This window comes from Curtobacterium sp. YR515, assembly GCF_900113095.1.
GTDB lineage: Bacteria > Actinomycetota > Actinomycetes > Actinomycetales > Microbacteriaceae > Curtobacterium.
This window is the reverse complement of record NZ_FOOD01000002.1, coordinates 115,008-129,119: the sequence shown is the minus strand read 5'-3', so window position 1 is coordinate 129,119 and position 14,112 is coordinate 115,008. Positions and strand designations below refer to the sequence as shown.

The window sequence follows — 14,112 nt, the reverse complement described above, 5'->3', positions numbered from 1 at the left end:
CGCCTCCTCTGTGCGTGCGTCTGCTGCTAGTTGCCGGCGTCCTGCGTCGCGTCGTCCGTCGGCGTGGCCGCGGGCGTCTCGACCGGGAGGGTGATCTCGCTGGTGGGCTCCGGCGAGGAGGTCGGCGCGAGCGTCGCGTACTCCTCCTGCTGGCTGGTCAGCACCGGGACGCTCGCCGAGACGCCCTCGGCGCCCGAGTACGAGAAGTAGACCTTGACCAGCGAGCCGGGCTTGGTGTCGGCGTCGTCGAAGACGACCTCGCGCGAGTCGCCGGCGGCCGTTCCCTGCGTGGTGCCGTCGCCCTCTTCCGTCGAGGCGGTGGCCTGCTCGGAGGGCTCCGCGGCGCCGCCGAGGTCGATGTGCGTGTTCGCCGGGACCGTGACGGTCTGGGTGTCCCCGCCGACCTCGATCGAGAGGGTGATGTCGTCCCGCTCGGCGTTGTTCACGATCGTGCCCACGAACCGGGCACCGTCGGCGTCGTCCGCGATGAGGAGCGCGTTGCGGATGTCCACCTTGCCGGTCGACACGTTCACGCCGTCGGTGATCTGCTTGATCTCCGTCGTCTGTGCGGGCGACATGAACTCGCAGCCGGTGGCGCCGAGCGCGATGGTTGCCGCAACGGCGACGGACACGAGTACCCGAGCTCGCAAGAGATTCCTCCGGAAGATCACGATTGTGGACCGGACGGTCCGGCACCATCCTACCGATCAGCGGGGGTGCCAGTTGTTAGGCGCCCCTTACCCGAACAACGCTTGTGGTAAACTGGGTGTCTCGGAACGGAGCCTGATACATGCAATTCGAGGTCGGCGAGACCGTCGTCTACCCCCATCACGGGGCGGCAACCATCTCTGAAGTCAAGACGCGCGTCATCAAGGGTGAGGAAAAGGTCTACCTGAAGCTGCGGGTCACCCAGGGTGACCTCACGATCGAGGTCCCGGCGGACAACGTCGACCTGGTCGGAGTCCGTGACGTGATCGGCAAGGAAGGCCTCGACAAGGTGTTCGAGGTCCTGCGTGCCCCCTTCACCGAAGAGCCCACGAACTGGTCGCGTCGCTACAAGGCGAACCTCGAGAAGCTCGCTTCCGGTGACGTCATCAAGGTGTCCGAGGTCGTCCGCGACCTCTGGCGCCGCGACCAGGACCGCGGCCTGTCCGCGGGGGAGAAGCGGATGCTCGCCAAGGCGCGGCAGATCCTGATCTCCGAGCTGGCGCTGGCCGAGAAGACCGACGAGGACAAGGCATCGACCGTCCTCGACGAGGTCCTCGCCTCCTGAGCGCACCGAACCACTGAACACGTCCTCGACCGTTCTGTTCCCCCACGGGGTGGACAGGGCGGTCGTCGTCGTTGCGGCCGGTTCCGGCACGCGGCTCGGCATCGGGACGGCCAAGGCGTTCGTCCCCGTGGCCGGCACATTGATGCTCGCGCGGGCGCTCGAGCCGCTGTTCGCCCTGCCGTCGCCGACGCTCGTCGTGGTGGTCGCGCCGGCGGCGCTCCTCGACGACTGCCGACAGGTGGTCGCGTCCGTCGCCGGGGCTGCGGTCGCGTACACGGCCGTCGTCCCCGGAGGCGCGGATCGCCATGCCTCGGTCGAGGCCGGCCTGGCCGTGCTGCCGGACTCCGTCACCGCGGTGCTGGTGCACGACGCGGCGCGCTGTCTGACGCCACCAGCCCAGTTCGAGCGGGTGTTCGATGCCGTCGCCGGTTCGCTGCACGACGGGGCGGGTGCCGGGTTCGTCCCCGCACTGCCCGTCACGGACACGATCAAGCGCGTCGACGGGGACGTCGTCGTCGAGACCGTCGACCGCGCAGCACTCGTCGGGGTGCAGACGCCGCAGGGCTTCCCGCTCGCCGCGCTCCGGCAGGCGTACGCGGTGTCGCAGCAGGCCGAGACCGACGACGCCGGGGTGTTCCAGGCAGCGGGCGGCACCGTGCGGTTCGTCCCCGGCGACGCCGACGCCTTCAAGATCACCACCCCGTGGGACCTCGGTCGTGCCGAGTCGATCGTGCGTGCCCGCGCCGCCACCCCCGTGGACACCCGGGTCGGCCTCGGGGTGGACGTGCACGCGTTCGACGCGGCGTCCCCGTGCCGGGTCGGGCTGCTCGACTTCCCCGGTGAAGCGGGGCTCTCCGGCCACAGCGACGGCGACGCGGTCGCGCACGCGGTCTGCGACGCCCTGCTCTCGGCGGGCGGGCTCGGCGACATCGGCGGGACGTTCGGCACGTCGGACCCCGCCTACGCCGGGGCGGCGGGTGACGTCTTCGTCCGGGGTGCGGTCGCGATGCTGGCCGCCGCCGGTCTGGCGCCCGTGTCCGTCACCGTGCAGGTCATCGGGAACCGCCCGCGCATCGGCGCACGTCGGACCGAGATGCAGGACGCCCTCGGCGCCGTCGTCGGGGCCCCGGTCGCGGTCTCCGGCACGACGACGGACGGTCTCGGGTTCACCGGCCGCGGCGAGGGGCTCGCCGCGATCGCGACAGCCGTCGTCCGACCGGTCTGACGTCCTAGGCTGGACGCGTGACCGTTCGCCTCTACGACTCCCGCGCCGCTGCCGTCGTCGACCTCGTCCCGCTGGTCGACGGACAGGTGAGCATGTACGTGTGCGGTCCGACCGTGCAGTCGTCGCCGCACATCGGGCACCTCCGCTCCGCGCTCGTCTACGACATCTGGCGCCGCTGGCTCACCCACCGCGGCCTCCGGGTCACGCTCGTGCGGAACGTCACGGACATCGACGACAAGGTGCTCGACCTCGCGCACGGCACCGACGAGGCCTGGTTCGCCCGGGCGTACCGCGTCGAGCTCGAGTTCACGGCCGCGTACAACGCCCTCGGCATCCTGCCCCCGACGTACGAGCCCCGTGCCACCGCGAGCGTCCCGCAGATGCACGACATCATCACCACGCTCATCGACCGCGGGCACGCCTACGCTGCGGCGGACGGCTCCGGCGACGTCTACTTCGACACCGGCAGCTGGGCGTCCTACGGGGCGCTCACCCGGCAGCGGCGCGAGGACATGGTCGAGGCCACCGACGCCGACCCCCGCGGCAAGCGCGACCCCCGCGACTTCGCGCTCTGGAAGGGCGCCAAGCCCGGGGAGCCGTCGACGGCGAACTGGGACTCGCCCTGGGGCCCCGGCCGCCCGGGCTGGCACATCGAGTGCTCGGCGATGTCCCGGCGCTACCTCGGCCCGGCGTTCGACATCCACGGCGGCGGGCTCGACCTGCGCTTCCCGCACCACGAGAACGAACTCGCGCAGTCCACGGCGGCCGGGGACCCGTTCGCCTCCTACTGGCTGCACAACGGCCTGGTCTCCGTCGACGGGCAGAAGATGTCGAAGTCGCTCGGCAACTCGATCTTCGCCGCGGACTTCCTCGGGTCCGCGCGTCCCGTGGTCGTCCGGTACTTCCTCGGCGCCGCGCACTACCGCTCGTCGATCGACCACCACGACGGCTCCCTGGCCGAGGCCGAGGCGGCGCTCGACCGGATCGAGGGCTTCCTGACGCGGGCCGCACCGCGGCTCGAGGGCGTCCGGCTGGCCGATGCCCCGGGGGTGCCCGAGGCCTTCGCCGCGGCGATGGACGACGACCTCTCGGTGCCCCAGGCCCTCGCCGTGCTGCACGAGACCGTCCGCTCCGGGAACGCCGCCCTCGACGCGGACGATGCGGAAGCGCTCGGAACCGCGTACCATCAGGTGGCTGCGATGGTGGAAGTGCTCGGCATCGATCCGCGAGCCGCCCACTGGTCGGGTGGTGGCCACGACGCATCGGCCGCACCGCTCGCAGCACTCGTCGAACGCCTCGTGCAGGAACGCGCCGACGCCAGGGCCGCACGCGACTTCGCCACGGCCGACCGCGTGCGCGACGACCTCGCATCCGCGGGCATCACGATCGAGGACACCGCAGCAGGTACACGCTGGAGCATCGCCTGACAACGGCAGTGCCGGACAGGAGAGAGCAATGAAGAACGTCTCGGGCAGCAAGAAGGGACGGCCGGGCGCCGTCCGGACCGGTCGCAAGGGCAACAAGCAGGTCGGCTCCGGCGGCCAGGGCGCGCAGGCGCTCGAGGGCCGCAAGCCCACGCCGAAGGCCGAGGACCGTCCGTACCACCCCGCCGGCAAGCGCAAGGCGGCGAAGGAGCGCTTCGAGGCCGCTCGCGGGCGCCACGGTGCGTCGAGCTCGCCGCAGCAGCGCACCGGTCGTCCGCCGCAGCGGAAGACCGACGACTCCGAGCTGGTCACCGGCCGCAACTCGGTGCTCGAGGCCCTGCGCACGAAGACCCCCTCGACGACGCTGTACATCGCCTCCCGCATCGAGGTCGACGACCGCGTCAAGGAGATCCTCGCGCTCGCCAACCACCGCGGCGTCCCGATCATGGAGATCATGCGTCCGGAGCTCGACCGCATCACGGGGCACGACAGCGTGCACCAGGGTGTCGCGCTCAAGGTCCCGGCGTACGAGTACGCCGTGGCCGAGGACGTCGTCGAGCGAGCGTTCGCCAAGGACGAGGTCCCGCTGCTCGTGGCCCTCGACGGCATCACCGACCCGCGCAACCTCGGTGCGATCATCCGGTCCACGGCGGCCTTCGGCGGCCACGGTGTCGTCGTCCCGCAGCGGCGTTCGGTCGGTGTGACCGCGTCCGCGTGGAAGACCTCGGCCGGTGCGGCCGCCCGGACCCCCGTCGCGATGGCCCCGAACCTCACGCAGACCCTCAAGTCGCTCAAGTCGATGGGCCTGTTCGTCCTCGGCCTCGACGGTGACGGCGACGTGGAGCTCGACGGCCTCGAGCTCGCCGACCGTCCGATCGTGATCGTCGTCGGTTCCGAGGGCAAGGGCCTCTCGCGCCTCGTCACCGAGACCTGCGACGCGATCGTCTCGATCCCGATCTCGAGCGCGACGGAGTCCCTGAACGCGGGCATCGCCGCGAGCGTCACCCTGTGGGAGGTCGCCCGGCGCCGTCGCGCCGAGTAGTCGCACACTTCGTGAGCAGGAATGGTCGCCTCCCGGTTCGGGAGGCGACCATTTCTGCTCACGAAGTGAGGCGCGCGGGCGCGCGGGCGCGCGCCGGGGCGACCCCGCGCCGGTCAGACCCCGGCGCGCCAGTCCTCGACGTCGTCGGGCGACGCCGGCACCGCGTCGTCGACGACCGGGATCGGCAGCGTCATCGACGACGTCGGCGGGTTGATCAGCAGCCGCTCGTCGCGACGGTGCCGGAGCACGTCGTTGATGTACGCGGTCGTCGCCTCGGGGAGCGACACCGAGCGCTCCTCTTCCTGCGACATGAACCAGCGGTGCTCGAGCAGCTCGTGGAACACCTCGGCCGGCTCGAGCCGCCCGCGCAGGTCCCGCGGGATCGAGCGGATCACCGGCTCGAACACCCGCGAGACCCACTCGTGTGCCACCATCTCCTCGTCGAGCAGGTCGCGGCCGTTGCGCGCCCGGTACGAGTCGAGGTCGTTGAGGAGCCGCCGCGCCTGGTTCTCGCCGGCGTCGATCCCGGTGAGGCGCAGGAGCCGTCGCTGGTGGTGTCCGGCGTCGACGACCTTCGGCTGGATGCGCACCTGCGATCCGCCCTCGGTCGTGTGGATCGAGAGCTCCTCGATGTCGAAGCCGAGCGCGTTGAGCCGCTCGACGCGGTCGTTGATGCGCCAGCGTTCCTTGACGTCGAACTGCTCGGTGCCGGTGAGTTCCTTCCAGAGCGTCCGGTACTGCGCGACGATCCGGTTCGAGACGTCCACGGCGTCGGCGTTCTCGTCGAGTCGACCGCCGGCCTCGAGGTCGAGGAGCTCGCCGGCGATGTTCACGCGCGCGACCTCGAGGTCGTTCTCCCGCTGCCCGTTCGACAGGCCGCCGGGGTAGAGCTTGCCGGTCTCGGCGTCCACCAGGTACGCCGCGAAGGCACCGGCGTCACGTCGGAACAGCGTGTTCGAGAGCGAGACGTCGCCCCAGTAGAAGCCGATGACGTGCAGTCGCACGAGCAGGAGCGCGAGGGCGTCGACCAGGCGGGTGGCCGTCTCGGGCCGCAGCGTCTGCGAGTACAGGGCGCGGTACGGCAGCGAGAAGCGCAGGTGCCGGGTGACGAGCACGGGGTGCAGGGCCTCGCCGTCGGCGCTCACCCGGTTCGTGATCACGGCGACGGGGTCGACGCACGGCACGTCCATGCGCTGCAGGGTGCGGAGCATCTCGTACTCCGAGCGGGCGACCTCTTCGCCGGTCTCCTTCACGGCGACGACGTACCCGCCGAGCTGCACGAACCGCACGAGGTGCCGCGAGATGCCCTTCGGGAGCGCGACGATCGTCTCGTCCGGCCAGTCCGCCAGTGGGAGGTCCCACGGCAGGTCGAGGAGTCCGGGGTCGACGGTGGCGGCGGTGATGGACATCGAGTCGGGCACGGTTGGTTCCTCTGGTACGTGTGCGACGGACGGGAGGCGCGGTGCCAGCTGGCACCGCGCCTCCTGTGGGGACCTTCCAGCGTTACGCGCTGACGACGGCCTTGTCGTCGAGCCGCTCGCCCGACTCGGTGTCGAAGGCGTGCACGTGGCCCTGCTTCGGCGTGACGACGATCGTGTCACCGATCGACGGGTGCGAACGCCCGTCGACGCGGGCGACGATGTCGACGCGCGAACCCTTGACGTCGGCGTGACCGTACAGGTAGCCGTCGGCGCCGAGCTCCTCGACCACGTCGACCGTGACGGGCAGGCCCTCGCCCGACTGCGCCACGATGACGTCCTCGGGGCGGATGCCGACCGTGATGTTCCCGGAACGCGCGTTGGAGAGCGTGTCGCGGTCGATGGGGTGGTTGAGCGAACCGAACTTGATGCCGCCCTCGACCACGTCGGCCGGGAGGAGGTTCATCGCCGGCGAGCCGATGAAGCCCGCGACGAAGACGTTGTTCGGCTTCTCGTAGAGGTCGCGCGGCGAGCCGACCTGCTGCAGGATGCCGTCCTTGAGCACCGCGATGCGGTCACCCATGGTGAGCGCCTCGGTCTGGTCGTGCGTGACGTAGACCGTGGTGACGCCGAGTCGACGCTGCAGCGAGGCGATCTGGGTGCGGGTCTGGACGCGGAGCTTGGCGTCGAGGTTCGACAGCGGCTCGTCCATGAGGAACACCTGCGGCTGACGGACGATCGCGCGGCCCATCGCGACGCGCTGACGCTGACCACCGGAGAGCGCCTTCGGCTTGCGGCCGAGGTACTGCTCGAGGTCGAGGAGCTTCGCGGCTTCCTGCACGCGGGTGGCGCGCTCGTCCTTGCCGACGCCGGCGATCTTGAGCGCGAAGCCCATGTTCTCGGCGACGGTCATGTGCGGGTACAGCGCGTAGTTCTGGAACACCATCGCGATGTCGCGGTCCTTCGGCGGGACGTCCGTGACGTCGCGGTCGCCGATGCGGATCGAGCCGGAGTTGACCTCTTCGAGGCCGGCCAGCATGCGCAGGGACGTGGACTTGCCACAGCCCGAGGGGCCGACGAGGACGAGGAACTCGCCGTCGGCTACGTCCAGGTCGAGGGAGTCGACCGCGGGACGGTTGCCTCCGGGGTAGAGACGGGTTGCCTTGTCATAGGTGACGGACGCCATGAGCGTTCGGTCCTTCCTTCACCGGCAGGTACGTGCCGGACGATCCGAGTGAAGCGGTTGCCCGTGGGGGCCCCGGATGGTCGCCGTCGACCATCGAGGTTCATACAACACGATCTGCCCCGGGAGCGCCAGTGCTCACACCGGGTTGGGTGGTTCCCATCGGGTCCCGGTACGATCGGCGGGTCCGTCCGGCCTGCCGGGGGAAGCCGTACGGACGACGACCAACGTGAGGACACTCGACGCATGACCAACCGCCCCGAGGGTGACGCCCGCGCCGCGCGGAACGAACGACGCGAAGCCGCACGACAGCGCGCCCAGCGTGCCCGCACCCAGCAGAAGCGCCGCCAGCGCGGACTCCGACTCGGCCTGCAGATCGGCATCGGCGTCGTCCTGCTCGCCGCAGCGACCGTCGTGACACTCGTCCTCGTCGACTCCGTGCAGCCCGCGGGCCCCGGCCCGGCGAACACCTCGCAGGGCGGCATCACGATCGGGCAGGACCTCAAGGCGGTCACGGCGTCCTCGCAGTCGCCCGCGCCGACCTCGACGGACGCCGCCGGTTCGGTGCGCATCACGATGTACGTCGACTACCTCTGCCCGATCTGCGGCCAGTTCGAGGACGCGAACGGCGAGTACATCCAGAACCTCGTCGACTCCGGTGCGGCGACGGTGGACATCCACCCGATCGCGATCCTCTCGAACCGGTCGCAGGGCACGAAGTACTCGCTCCGTGCCGCGAACGCCGCCGCCTGCGTCGCGGACAGCTCGCCGGACCAGTTCTTCGCCGTCAACCAGGCGCTGTTCGCGAAGCAGCCGGAGGAGGGCACCGCCGGGTTGACCGATGCGCAGCTGACGAAGGTCGTCACGGGCGTGGACGGGCTGCAGAAGCGGTCGACGATCACGAAGTGCATCGAGGACCAGACATACAGCAAGTGGATCGACGAGCGGACCACCGCGGTGACCGGTGGTGACATCCCCGGGTCGACGCTCGAGGAGTTCCCCGGAACGCCCCTCGTGCTCGTGAACGGGCAGCGCTACGAGCTCACCTCGCCGATCACGAACGACGACTTCCGGACCTTCGTGGTGACGGCTGCCGGTGCGAGCGACGCCACCCCGACGCCGACGCCCACGCCGAGCGCCACCCCGACCCGGTCCGCGACGCCGAGCGCCTCGCCGTCGAACTGACCCGGGCTGCTGACCCGGACTACAGGGACGAACCCGGCACGCTGAACGTGTCGCACGCCGTCGCGCCGCGCTGGTAGCCCCGCAGGAACCAGTTCTGGCGCTGCTCGCTCGACCCGTGGGTGAACGAGTCCGGGTCGACCCGACCGCTCGAGCGCTCCTGGATGCTGTCGTCGCCGACGGCGCTCGCGGCGGACAGTGCGTCCTCGATCTCGGCACGCGTGATCGGCTCGAAGAAGGTCTCGCCGTTCGCGTCCTTCGTGGTCGCGGCGTCGCCGACCCAGGCGCCCGCGTAGCAGTCCGCCTGCAGCTCGACGCGGACGCTGCCGGACGACGCTCCGGTTCCGGAGCGGTCGGTGTTCGCGAAGGCACCCTGGAGCTGCTGGATGTGGTGGCCCCACTCGTGCGCGACGACGTACATCTGCGCGAGCGGCCCTCCGGAGGAGCCGTACTTCGACTGCAGGTCGTCGTAGAACGCGGTGTCGAGGTAGATCGCCCGGTCCGGCGGGCAGTAGAACGGGCCGGTCGCCGCCGACGCCTGGCCGCACGAGGTGCTCGTCGAGCCGTCGAACAGGTAGAAGTCCGGCGACGCGTACGTGATGCCGAGCTTCCTGGCCTCGGCCGTCCAGTAGCCGTCCAGCGACTCAGCGGCGCCCTCCATCCGGCAGTCGATGTTGAGGTTGGCGTCGCGACCGGTCCGGCACTCGGCGGCTGCATCGACCGACTCGCCCTGCTGCTGGATCTGCGTCGTCCCGCTGTCGCCGAGGAGCGCGCCGAGGTCGAGGTCGCCGCCGGTGAAGACGTTGATGAGCAGCACCACGATCGCGCCGACACCGACGACACCGCCACCCGCGACCGCCGCAGTGCGCCCGCGCCGCTTGACCTTCCCGCCCTTGAGCTGCGAGTCGTCGTTGAACGTCATGCCCCGAATGTACGGGTGAGCGGTGCTCGGTGCCCGCATCGGCGGGAGGAGTAGACCGGACGGCATGCCCGTCCTCGACGAATCCCACCCCCTCTTCCTCTTCGCGATGGACCAGCGGTCCTCGCTCCTCGAGCACACCTACGACGAGTCCGGCGGGGAGCCGCTCGACGAAGCCGAGGCCGAGCGCGTGCGCGCCGGGAAGCAGCTCGTCTACCGCGGTGTCCTCACGGCGCTCGCGGCCGGTGCGTCCCGCGAGCGGACCGGCGTCCTCGTCGACGAGCGCTACGGCTCCGACGTCGCCCGGCTCGTCAAGGAGGCCGGCCTCCAGCTCGCGATGCCGATCGAGCGGTCGGGCCGTGAGTGGTTCGAACTCGAGTACGGCGAGGACTGGATCGCGCACGTGGACGCCTTCGACCCGGACTGGGTGAAGGTGCTCGTGCGCGACAACCCCGACTTCGACGCGGAGCGCCGCGAGCGGCAGGCATCGGAGCTCGCCGAGGTCGCGGGCGTGCTGCACGGTGCCGGCCGGCCGTTCCTGGTCGAACTGCTCGTGCCGGCGACCGACGAGCAGCGGGCATCGGTCGAGGACTACGACCGCGACCTCCGACCGGACCTCGTCGTGCAGGTCATCGAGTACCTGCAGGACCACGGGGTCGAGGCGGACGTGTGGAAGCTCGAGGGCCTCGACGAGCGCGCGGACGCGGAACGGGTCGTCCGGGCCGTGCGTCGCGGTGGCCGGGACGCGGTGCAGTGCATCGTCCTCGGACGGGACGCCCCCGAGGACCAGCTCGACCACTGGCTGCGCACCGCCGCCGGGGTGGACGGGTTCGTCGGGTTCGCCATCGGTCGCAGCAACTGGGAGGAACCGCTCGAGGACGTCGTCCGCGAACACCTCGACACCGAGGCCGCCGAGGGACTCATCGCGGCGAACTACCGCCACTTCGTCGACACCTGGCTCGAGGCCCGCCCGGGCATCGAGCACGGCGTGGACGCCGGCGCGGTCTGACCCCGGGTCCGAGCCCGGGTCTCAGGTGCGGACCAGCGGCTCCACGCCCGCCAGGTCCGCACCGATCCCGACGTCGACGAGCTCGATCCGCCCGGCGAGGCTCGCGCCCGGTCCGCGGAGCAGCCCGGCCTTCACCCCGCCGAACGTCACCGTGACGTCCGCCTGCAGCACGTGGTCGTCCGCGATCGCGCCGGTGTCGACGTCGATGCCGCTCGGCACGTCGACCGCCACGACGAACGGTGCGCGCTGGTCGCGTGCGAGCTGGCGGATCGCCGCGACGACCTCGCGCGCCGGTGAGCGGAGCGCGGACGCGCCGTGCACGCCGATGCCGAGGATCCCGTCGAGCACCAGGTCCGCCTCGAGCGCCGCGTCGGTCGCGACGGCGGCCAGACGCGCAGCGTCATCCCGGGAGGCCGCTGCGAGGAGGTCCGCGGCCGGACGGACCGACCCGGTGTCGGACGGGCGGTCCAGGAGGCGCGCCCCGGCGTCCAGCGCCGCTGCCAGGCCCGCCCCGTGGACGCGTGCGCCGACGCGCAGCACCGTCACGCGCCTCCCGTCCGCCGCCAGGCGTGCCCCCGCGAACAGCGCGTCACCACCGTTGTCGCCGCTGCCCACCAGCAGCAGGACCGATCCCGGTCCGTCAGCCGGACGCACGGCCGGGTCGTCGAGCAGTCCGCCGACGATCCGCGCCAGCCCGTCCGCCGCACGCTGCATGAGCGGTTCGCCCGCGTCGAGGTGCGGCCGCTCCGCCGCCCGGATCTGATCGCCGCCGTAGCCGTCCATGGCGACCACAGTGCCCCGGTAGCCTGGAGGGGACATGTCACTCGTCCCCGAAGCACCCCGTCCCCGCGTCGTGATGTCCCCGGACGGGCTGAAGATCGCGACCTACGACTTCGGCGACCCCGAGGCGCCGGCGGTCGTCGCCGTGCACGGGTTCGCCTCCGGCGCGCTGCTGAACTGGCACGCCTCCGGGTGGACGCGCGACCTCGTCCGCGCCGGGTACCGCGTCGTCGCGCTCGACCAGCGCGGGCACGGCGCCTCGTCGAAGCCGCACGACCCGTCCGCGTACTCGATGGAGCTCCTCGTCGCGGACGTCGTCAGCGTGATCGACACCTGCCTGCTCGACGACGTCGCGTACCTCGGGTACTCGCTCGGCGCCCGCGTCGGCTGGCACACCGCCGAGCAGCTCCCCGACCGGATCACCCGTGCGGTGTTCGGCGGCATCCCCGACGCGGACCCGATGCGGCGCGTGCGGGTCGACCAGGCGAAGGCACACCTCGCCCACGGGACCCCGATCGAGGACCGCGTGACGAACGGCTACCTGACGATGGCCGCCGGCGTCGAGGGGAACGACCTCGGCGCGCTCGTGGCGATGGTCGAGGGGATGCGGGGCAGCATCGAGCCGACGCCGTCGAACGCGCCCGCGCAGCCCGTGCTGATGGCCGCGGGCAGCGAGGACGGCATCAAGGACAGTGCCGTGCGGCTCGCGGCGGCGGCCCCGGACGCCTCGTTCTTCGAGATCCCGGGCCGGAACCACTTCAACGCGCCGACGTCGCGCGACTTCCGCCAGGCCGCGATCACGTTCCTGACCGAGACCGCCGTGTCCGACCAGCGCTGACGGGTACTGCCAGGTCCTCGTTGTCCCCGGTGGTCGCGCGTACCGTCCCGGCCATGGACTACAGACTCCTCGGCAACAGCGGGACATCGGTGTCGACGCTGACCCTCGGCACCATGACCTTCGGCAGCGAAGCCGACGAACCCACCTCGCACACCATCATCGACACGTTCGTCGCCGCCGGCGGCACGCTCATCGACACGGCGGACGTCTACTCCGGCAACGAGTCCGAGCGCATCATCGGCCGCTGGCTCGCCGCGCACCCGACCGAGGCACAGCAGGTCGTCCTCGCCACCAAGGGGCGCTTCCCGCAGGGCGACGGGCCGAACGACCTCGGGCTGTCCCGTCGGCACCTCCGGGTCGCCCTCGACGCCTCGCTCGAGCGGCTCGGCGTCGAGCACATCGACCTGTACCAGATGCACGCGTGGGACGCCCTCACCCCGATCGAGGAGACCCTGCGCTTCCTCGACGACGCCGTGTCCGCGGGCAAGATCGGCTCCTACGGGTTCTCGAACTACCTCGGGTACCAGATCACGAAGGCCGTGTACGAGGCGAAGGGCCACGGATGGGCGCCGCCCGTGACGCTGCAACCGCAGTACAACCTGCTCGTCCGCGACATCGAGCACGAGATCGTCCCCGCCTGCCTCGACGCCGGCATCGGCCTGCTGCCCTGGTCGCCCCTCGCCGGTGGCTGGCTCTCCGGCAAGTACCAGCGCGACGAGGCCCCCAGCGGCGCGACCCGGCTCGGCGAGAACCCGGCGCGCGGGATGGAGGCGTGGGAGGCGCGGAACGGCGACGAGCGCACCTGGGCCGTCCTCGACGCGGTGTCGGACATCGCCGACGCGCACGGTGCCTCGCGGTCGCAGGTCTCCCTGGCGTGGCTCCTCGCCCGACCGGCCGTGACGAGCGTCATCCTCGGTGCCCGAACGGTCTCGCAGCTCGAGGACAACCTCGGTGCCGCCGACCTCGTCCTCGACGACGCCGAGCTCGCACGGCTCACCGAGGTCAGTGCGCCGCGCATCGACGACTACCCCTACGGCACGGCGGGCGTCGCGCAGCGCGAGCGGAAGATCACCGGGGGCCGCTGAGCGTTCGCTGTCCGACGGGTGCGGCTTTCCGCGAGCTTGACCAGGGATGTGGACACCGTGTTCGGTGCGGTGTCACCATCGCTGCACGACCGGCTGGTTACCGCGTCGAGCGCTCGGAACGCCCCCTGATCCGTGTTCCACGCGCCGAAGGCCCCGGGTGTTCCCACCCGGGGCCTTCGCATGTGGGGCCGGCAGCGGGACTCGAACCCGCAACCCCCGTATTACAAGTACGGTGCGCTACCAATTGCGCCATGCCGGCTGACGCGCCCATCCTAGCGGCGGACGCGCCGGGGCCTCACTCGCTCTTCTCGGAGAAGTTCAGCGAGATCGAGTTCATGCAGTAGCGGTCACCCGTCGGCGTGCCGAACCCGTCGGGGAACACGTGGCCGAGGTGCGAGCCGCAGTTCGCGCAGCGGACCTCGGTGCGTGCCATGCCGAGGGAGTTGTCCTCGAGCAGCTGCACCGCGTCGGGGTCGACCGACTCGTAGAACGACGGCCAGCCGCAGCCGGAGTCGAACTTCGTGCCGCTCTTGAACAGCTCCGCGCCGCACGCCGCACAGGTGTAGACACCGGCGCGCTCCTCGTCGAGGAGGTCACCCGTCCACGGGCGCTCCGTACCGGCCTGCCGGAGGACGGCGTACTGGTCCGGGGAGAGCTCCTCGCGCCACTGGGCGTCGGACTTGTCGACGTTGTATGCCATTGTTTCCTCCTGCTCCTGTCGCCGTTGCTGGACG

Annotated in this window: 14 protein-coding genes and 1 tRNA gene; 8 read left to right on the top strand and 7 right to left on the bottom strand. The window is 71.2% G+C overall.

The window, feature by feature from the left end; translation table 11 throughout:
* Window positions 1–26: 26 nt before the first annotated feature.
* The gene (locus BM028_RS05340; protein WP_071295879.1) at window positions 27–632 is read right to left on the bottom strand and encodes a hypothetical protein; all 606 of its coding nucleotides are present in this window, start codon (window positions 630–632) and stop codon (window positions 27–29) included.
* A 158-nt stretch (window positions 633–790) separates the two neighbouring features.
* Here BM028_RS05340 and BM028_RS05335 point away from each other — a divergent pair, with 158 nt between their 5' ends.
* From BM028_RS05335 to rlmB, 4 genes are read left to right on the top strand one after another with little or no spacing between them, the layout of a single operon-like run.
* Complete coding sequence (locus BM028_RS05335; RefSeq protein ID WP_017888066.1) at window positions 791–1,273, top strand: CarD family transcriptional regulator; 483 nt, start codon at window positions 791–793, stop codon at window positions 1,271–1,273.
* A 49-nt stretch (window positions 1,274–1,322) separates the two neighbouring features.
* Window positions 1,323–2,498 (top strand): 2-C-methyl-D-erythritol 4-phosphate cytidylyltransferase, encoded by a 1,176-nt coding sequence (gene ispD / locus BM028_RS05330; protein WP_092385137.1) that lies wholly within the window; start codon window positions 1,323–1,325, stop codon window positions 2,496–2,498.
* 17 nt (window positions 2,499–2,515) lie between these two features.
* Window positions 2,516–3,925: a cysteine--tRNA ligase gene (gene cysS, locus BM028_RS05325; RefSeq protein ID WP_092385135.1), complete on the top strand. Its 1,410-nt coding sequence runs from the start codon at window positions 2,516–2,518 to the stop codon at window positions 3,923–3,925.
* Window positions 3,926–3,953: 28 nt separating this feature from the next.
* Entirely contained in the window at window positions 3,954–4,964 is a 1,011-nt protein-coding gene (gene rlmB, locus BM028_RS05320) for a 23S rRNA (guanosine(2251)-2'-O)-methyltransferase RlmB (RefSeq protein ID WP_070417805.1), read from the top strand.
* Between the two features lie 113 nt (window positions 4,965–5,077).
* Here rlmB and BM028_RS05315 read toward each other — a convergent pair whose 3' ends face one another.
* Together BM028_RS05315 and BM028_RS05310 are read right to left on the bottom strand one after the other, a co-directional pair.
* Window positions 5,078–6,385: a DUF4032 domain-containing protein gene (locus BM028_RS05315; RefSeq protein WP_092385133.1), complete on the bottom strand. Its 1,308-nt coding sequence runs from the start codon at window positions 6,383–6,385 to the stop codon at window positions 5,078–5,080.
* 82 nt (window positions 6,386–6,467) lie between these two features.
* Window positions 6,468–7,568: an ABC transporter ATP-binding protein gene (locus tag BM028_RS05310; protein ID WP_070417806.1), complete on the bottom strand. Its 1,101-nt coding sequence runs from the start codon at window positions 7,566–7,568 to the stop codon at window positions 6,468–6,470.
* 243 nt (window positions 7,569–7,811) lie between these two features.
* Here BM028_RS05310 and BM028_RS05305 point away from each other — a divergent pair, with 243 nt between their 5' ends.
* Window positions 7,812–8,750 carry a DsbA family protein gene (locus tag BM028_RS05305; protein WP_092385131.1) on the top strand — a complete coding sequence of 313 codons (939 nt, stop codon included), beginning with the start codon at window positions 7,812–7,814 and terminating at the stop codon, window positions 8,748–8,750.
* A gap of 19 nt (window positions 8,751–8,769) precedes the next feature.
* Here the strand turns inward: BM028_RS05305 and ypfJ are convergent, their stop codons facing one another.
* Complete coding sequence (gene ypfJ / locus BM028_RS05300; RefSeq protein WP_092385129.1) at window positions 8,770–9,669, bottom strand: KPN_02809 family neutral zinc metallopeptidase; 900 nt, start codon at window positions 9,667–9,669, stop codon at window positions 8,770–8,772.
* 64 nt (window positions 9,670–9,733) lie between these two features.
* Here ypfJ and BM028_RS05295 point away from each other — a divergent pair, with 64 nt between their 5' ends.
* Window positions 9,734–10,675, top strand: a complete 942-nt coding sequence (locus tag BM028_RS05295) for a 2-deoxy-5-keto-D-gluconate 6-phosphate aldolase domain-containing protein (protein WP_092385127.1) — start codon at window positions 9,734–9,736, stop codon at window positions 10,673–10,675.
* A 21-nt stretch (window positions 10,676–10,696) separates the two neighbouring features.
* Here BM028_RS05295 and BM028_RS05290 read toward each other — a convergent pair whose 3' ends face one another.
* Entirely contained in the window at window positions 10,697–11,458 is a 762-nt protein-coding gene (locus BM028_RS05290; RefSeq protein ID WP_092385778.1) for an NAD(P)H-hydrate epimerase, read from the bottom strand.
* Window positions 11,459–11,492: 34 nt separating this feature from the next.
* Here BM028_RS05290 and BM028_RS05285 point away from each other — a divergent pair, with 34 nt between their 5' ends.
* Window positions 11,493–12,293, top strand: coding sequence for an alpha/beta fold hydrolase (locus BM028_RS05285; RefSeq protein ID WP_092385125.1), 801 nt, complete (start codon window positions 11,493–11,495; stop codon window positions 12,291–12,293).
* 53 nt (window positions 12,294–12,346) lie between these two features.
* Window positions 12,347–13,378, top strand: a complete 1,032-nt coding sequence (locus tag BM028_RS05280; RefSeq protein ID WP_070417812.1) for an aldo/keto reductase — start codon at window positions 12,347–12,349, stop codon at window positions 13,376–13,378.
* A gap of 183 nt (window positions 13,379–13,561) precedes the next feature.
* Here BM028_RS05280 and BM028_RS05275 read toward each other — a convergent pair.
* Together BM028_RS05275 and msrB are read right to left on the bottom strand one after the other, a co-directional pair.
* Window positions 13,562–13,637 (bottom strand) — tRNA-Thr (locus BM028_RS05275).
* 36 nt (window positions 13,638–13,673) lie between these two features.
* Complete coding sequence (gene msrB / locus BM028_RS05270; RefSeq protein WP_070417813.1) at window positions 13,674–14,078, bottom strand: peptide-methionine (R)-S-oxide reductase MsrB; 405 nt, start codon at window positions 14,076–14,078, stop codon at window positions 13,674–13,676.
* Between the last annotated feature and the right edge of the window lie 34 nt (window positions 14,079–14,112).

Coding starts and splice junctions, on each gene's coding strand:
- BM028_RS05335 (WP_017888066.1), top strand. CDS start 791: ATGCAATTCGAGGTCGGCGAGACCGTCGTCTACCCCCATCACGGGGCG.
- rlmB (WP_070417805.1), top strand. CDS start 3,954: ATGAAGAACGTCTCGGGCAGCAAGAAGGGACGGCCGGGCGCCGTCCGG.
- BM028_RS05310 (WP_070417806.1), bottom strand. CDS start 7,568: ATGGCGTCCGTCACCTATGACAAGGCAACCCGTCTCTACCCCGGAGGC.
- BM028_RS05305 (WP_092385131.1), top strand. CDS start 7,812: ATGACCAACCGCCCCGAGGGTGACGCCCGCGCCGCGCGGAACGAACGA.
- ypfJ (WP_092385129.1), bottom strand. CDS start 9,669: ATGACGTTCAACGACGACTCGCAGCTCAAGGGCGGGAAGGTCAAGCGG.
- BM028_RS05295 (WP_092385127.1), top strand. CDS start 9,734: ATGCCCGTCCTCGACGAATCCCACCCCCTCTTCCTCTTCGCGATGGAC.
- BM028_RS05290 (WP_092385778.1), bottom strand. CDS start 11,458: ATGGACGGCTACGGCGGCGATCAGATCCGGGCGGCGGAGCGGCCGCAC.
- BM028_RS05285 (WP_092385125.1), top strand. CDS start 11,493: ATGTCACTCGTCCCCGAAGCACCCCGTCCCCGCGTCGTGATGTCCCCG.
- BM028_RS05280 (WP_070417812.1), top strand. CDS start 12,347: ATGGACTACAGACTCCTCGGCAACAGCGGGACATCGGTGTCGACGCTG.
- msrB (WP_070417813.1), bottom strand. CDS start 14,078: ATGGCATACAACGTCGACAAGTCCGACGCCCAGTGGCGCGAGGAGCTC.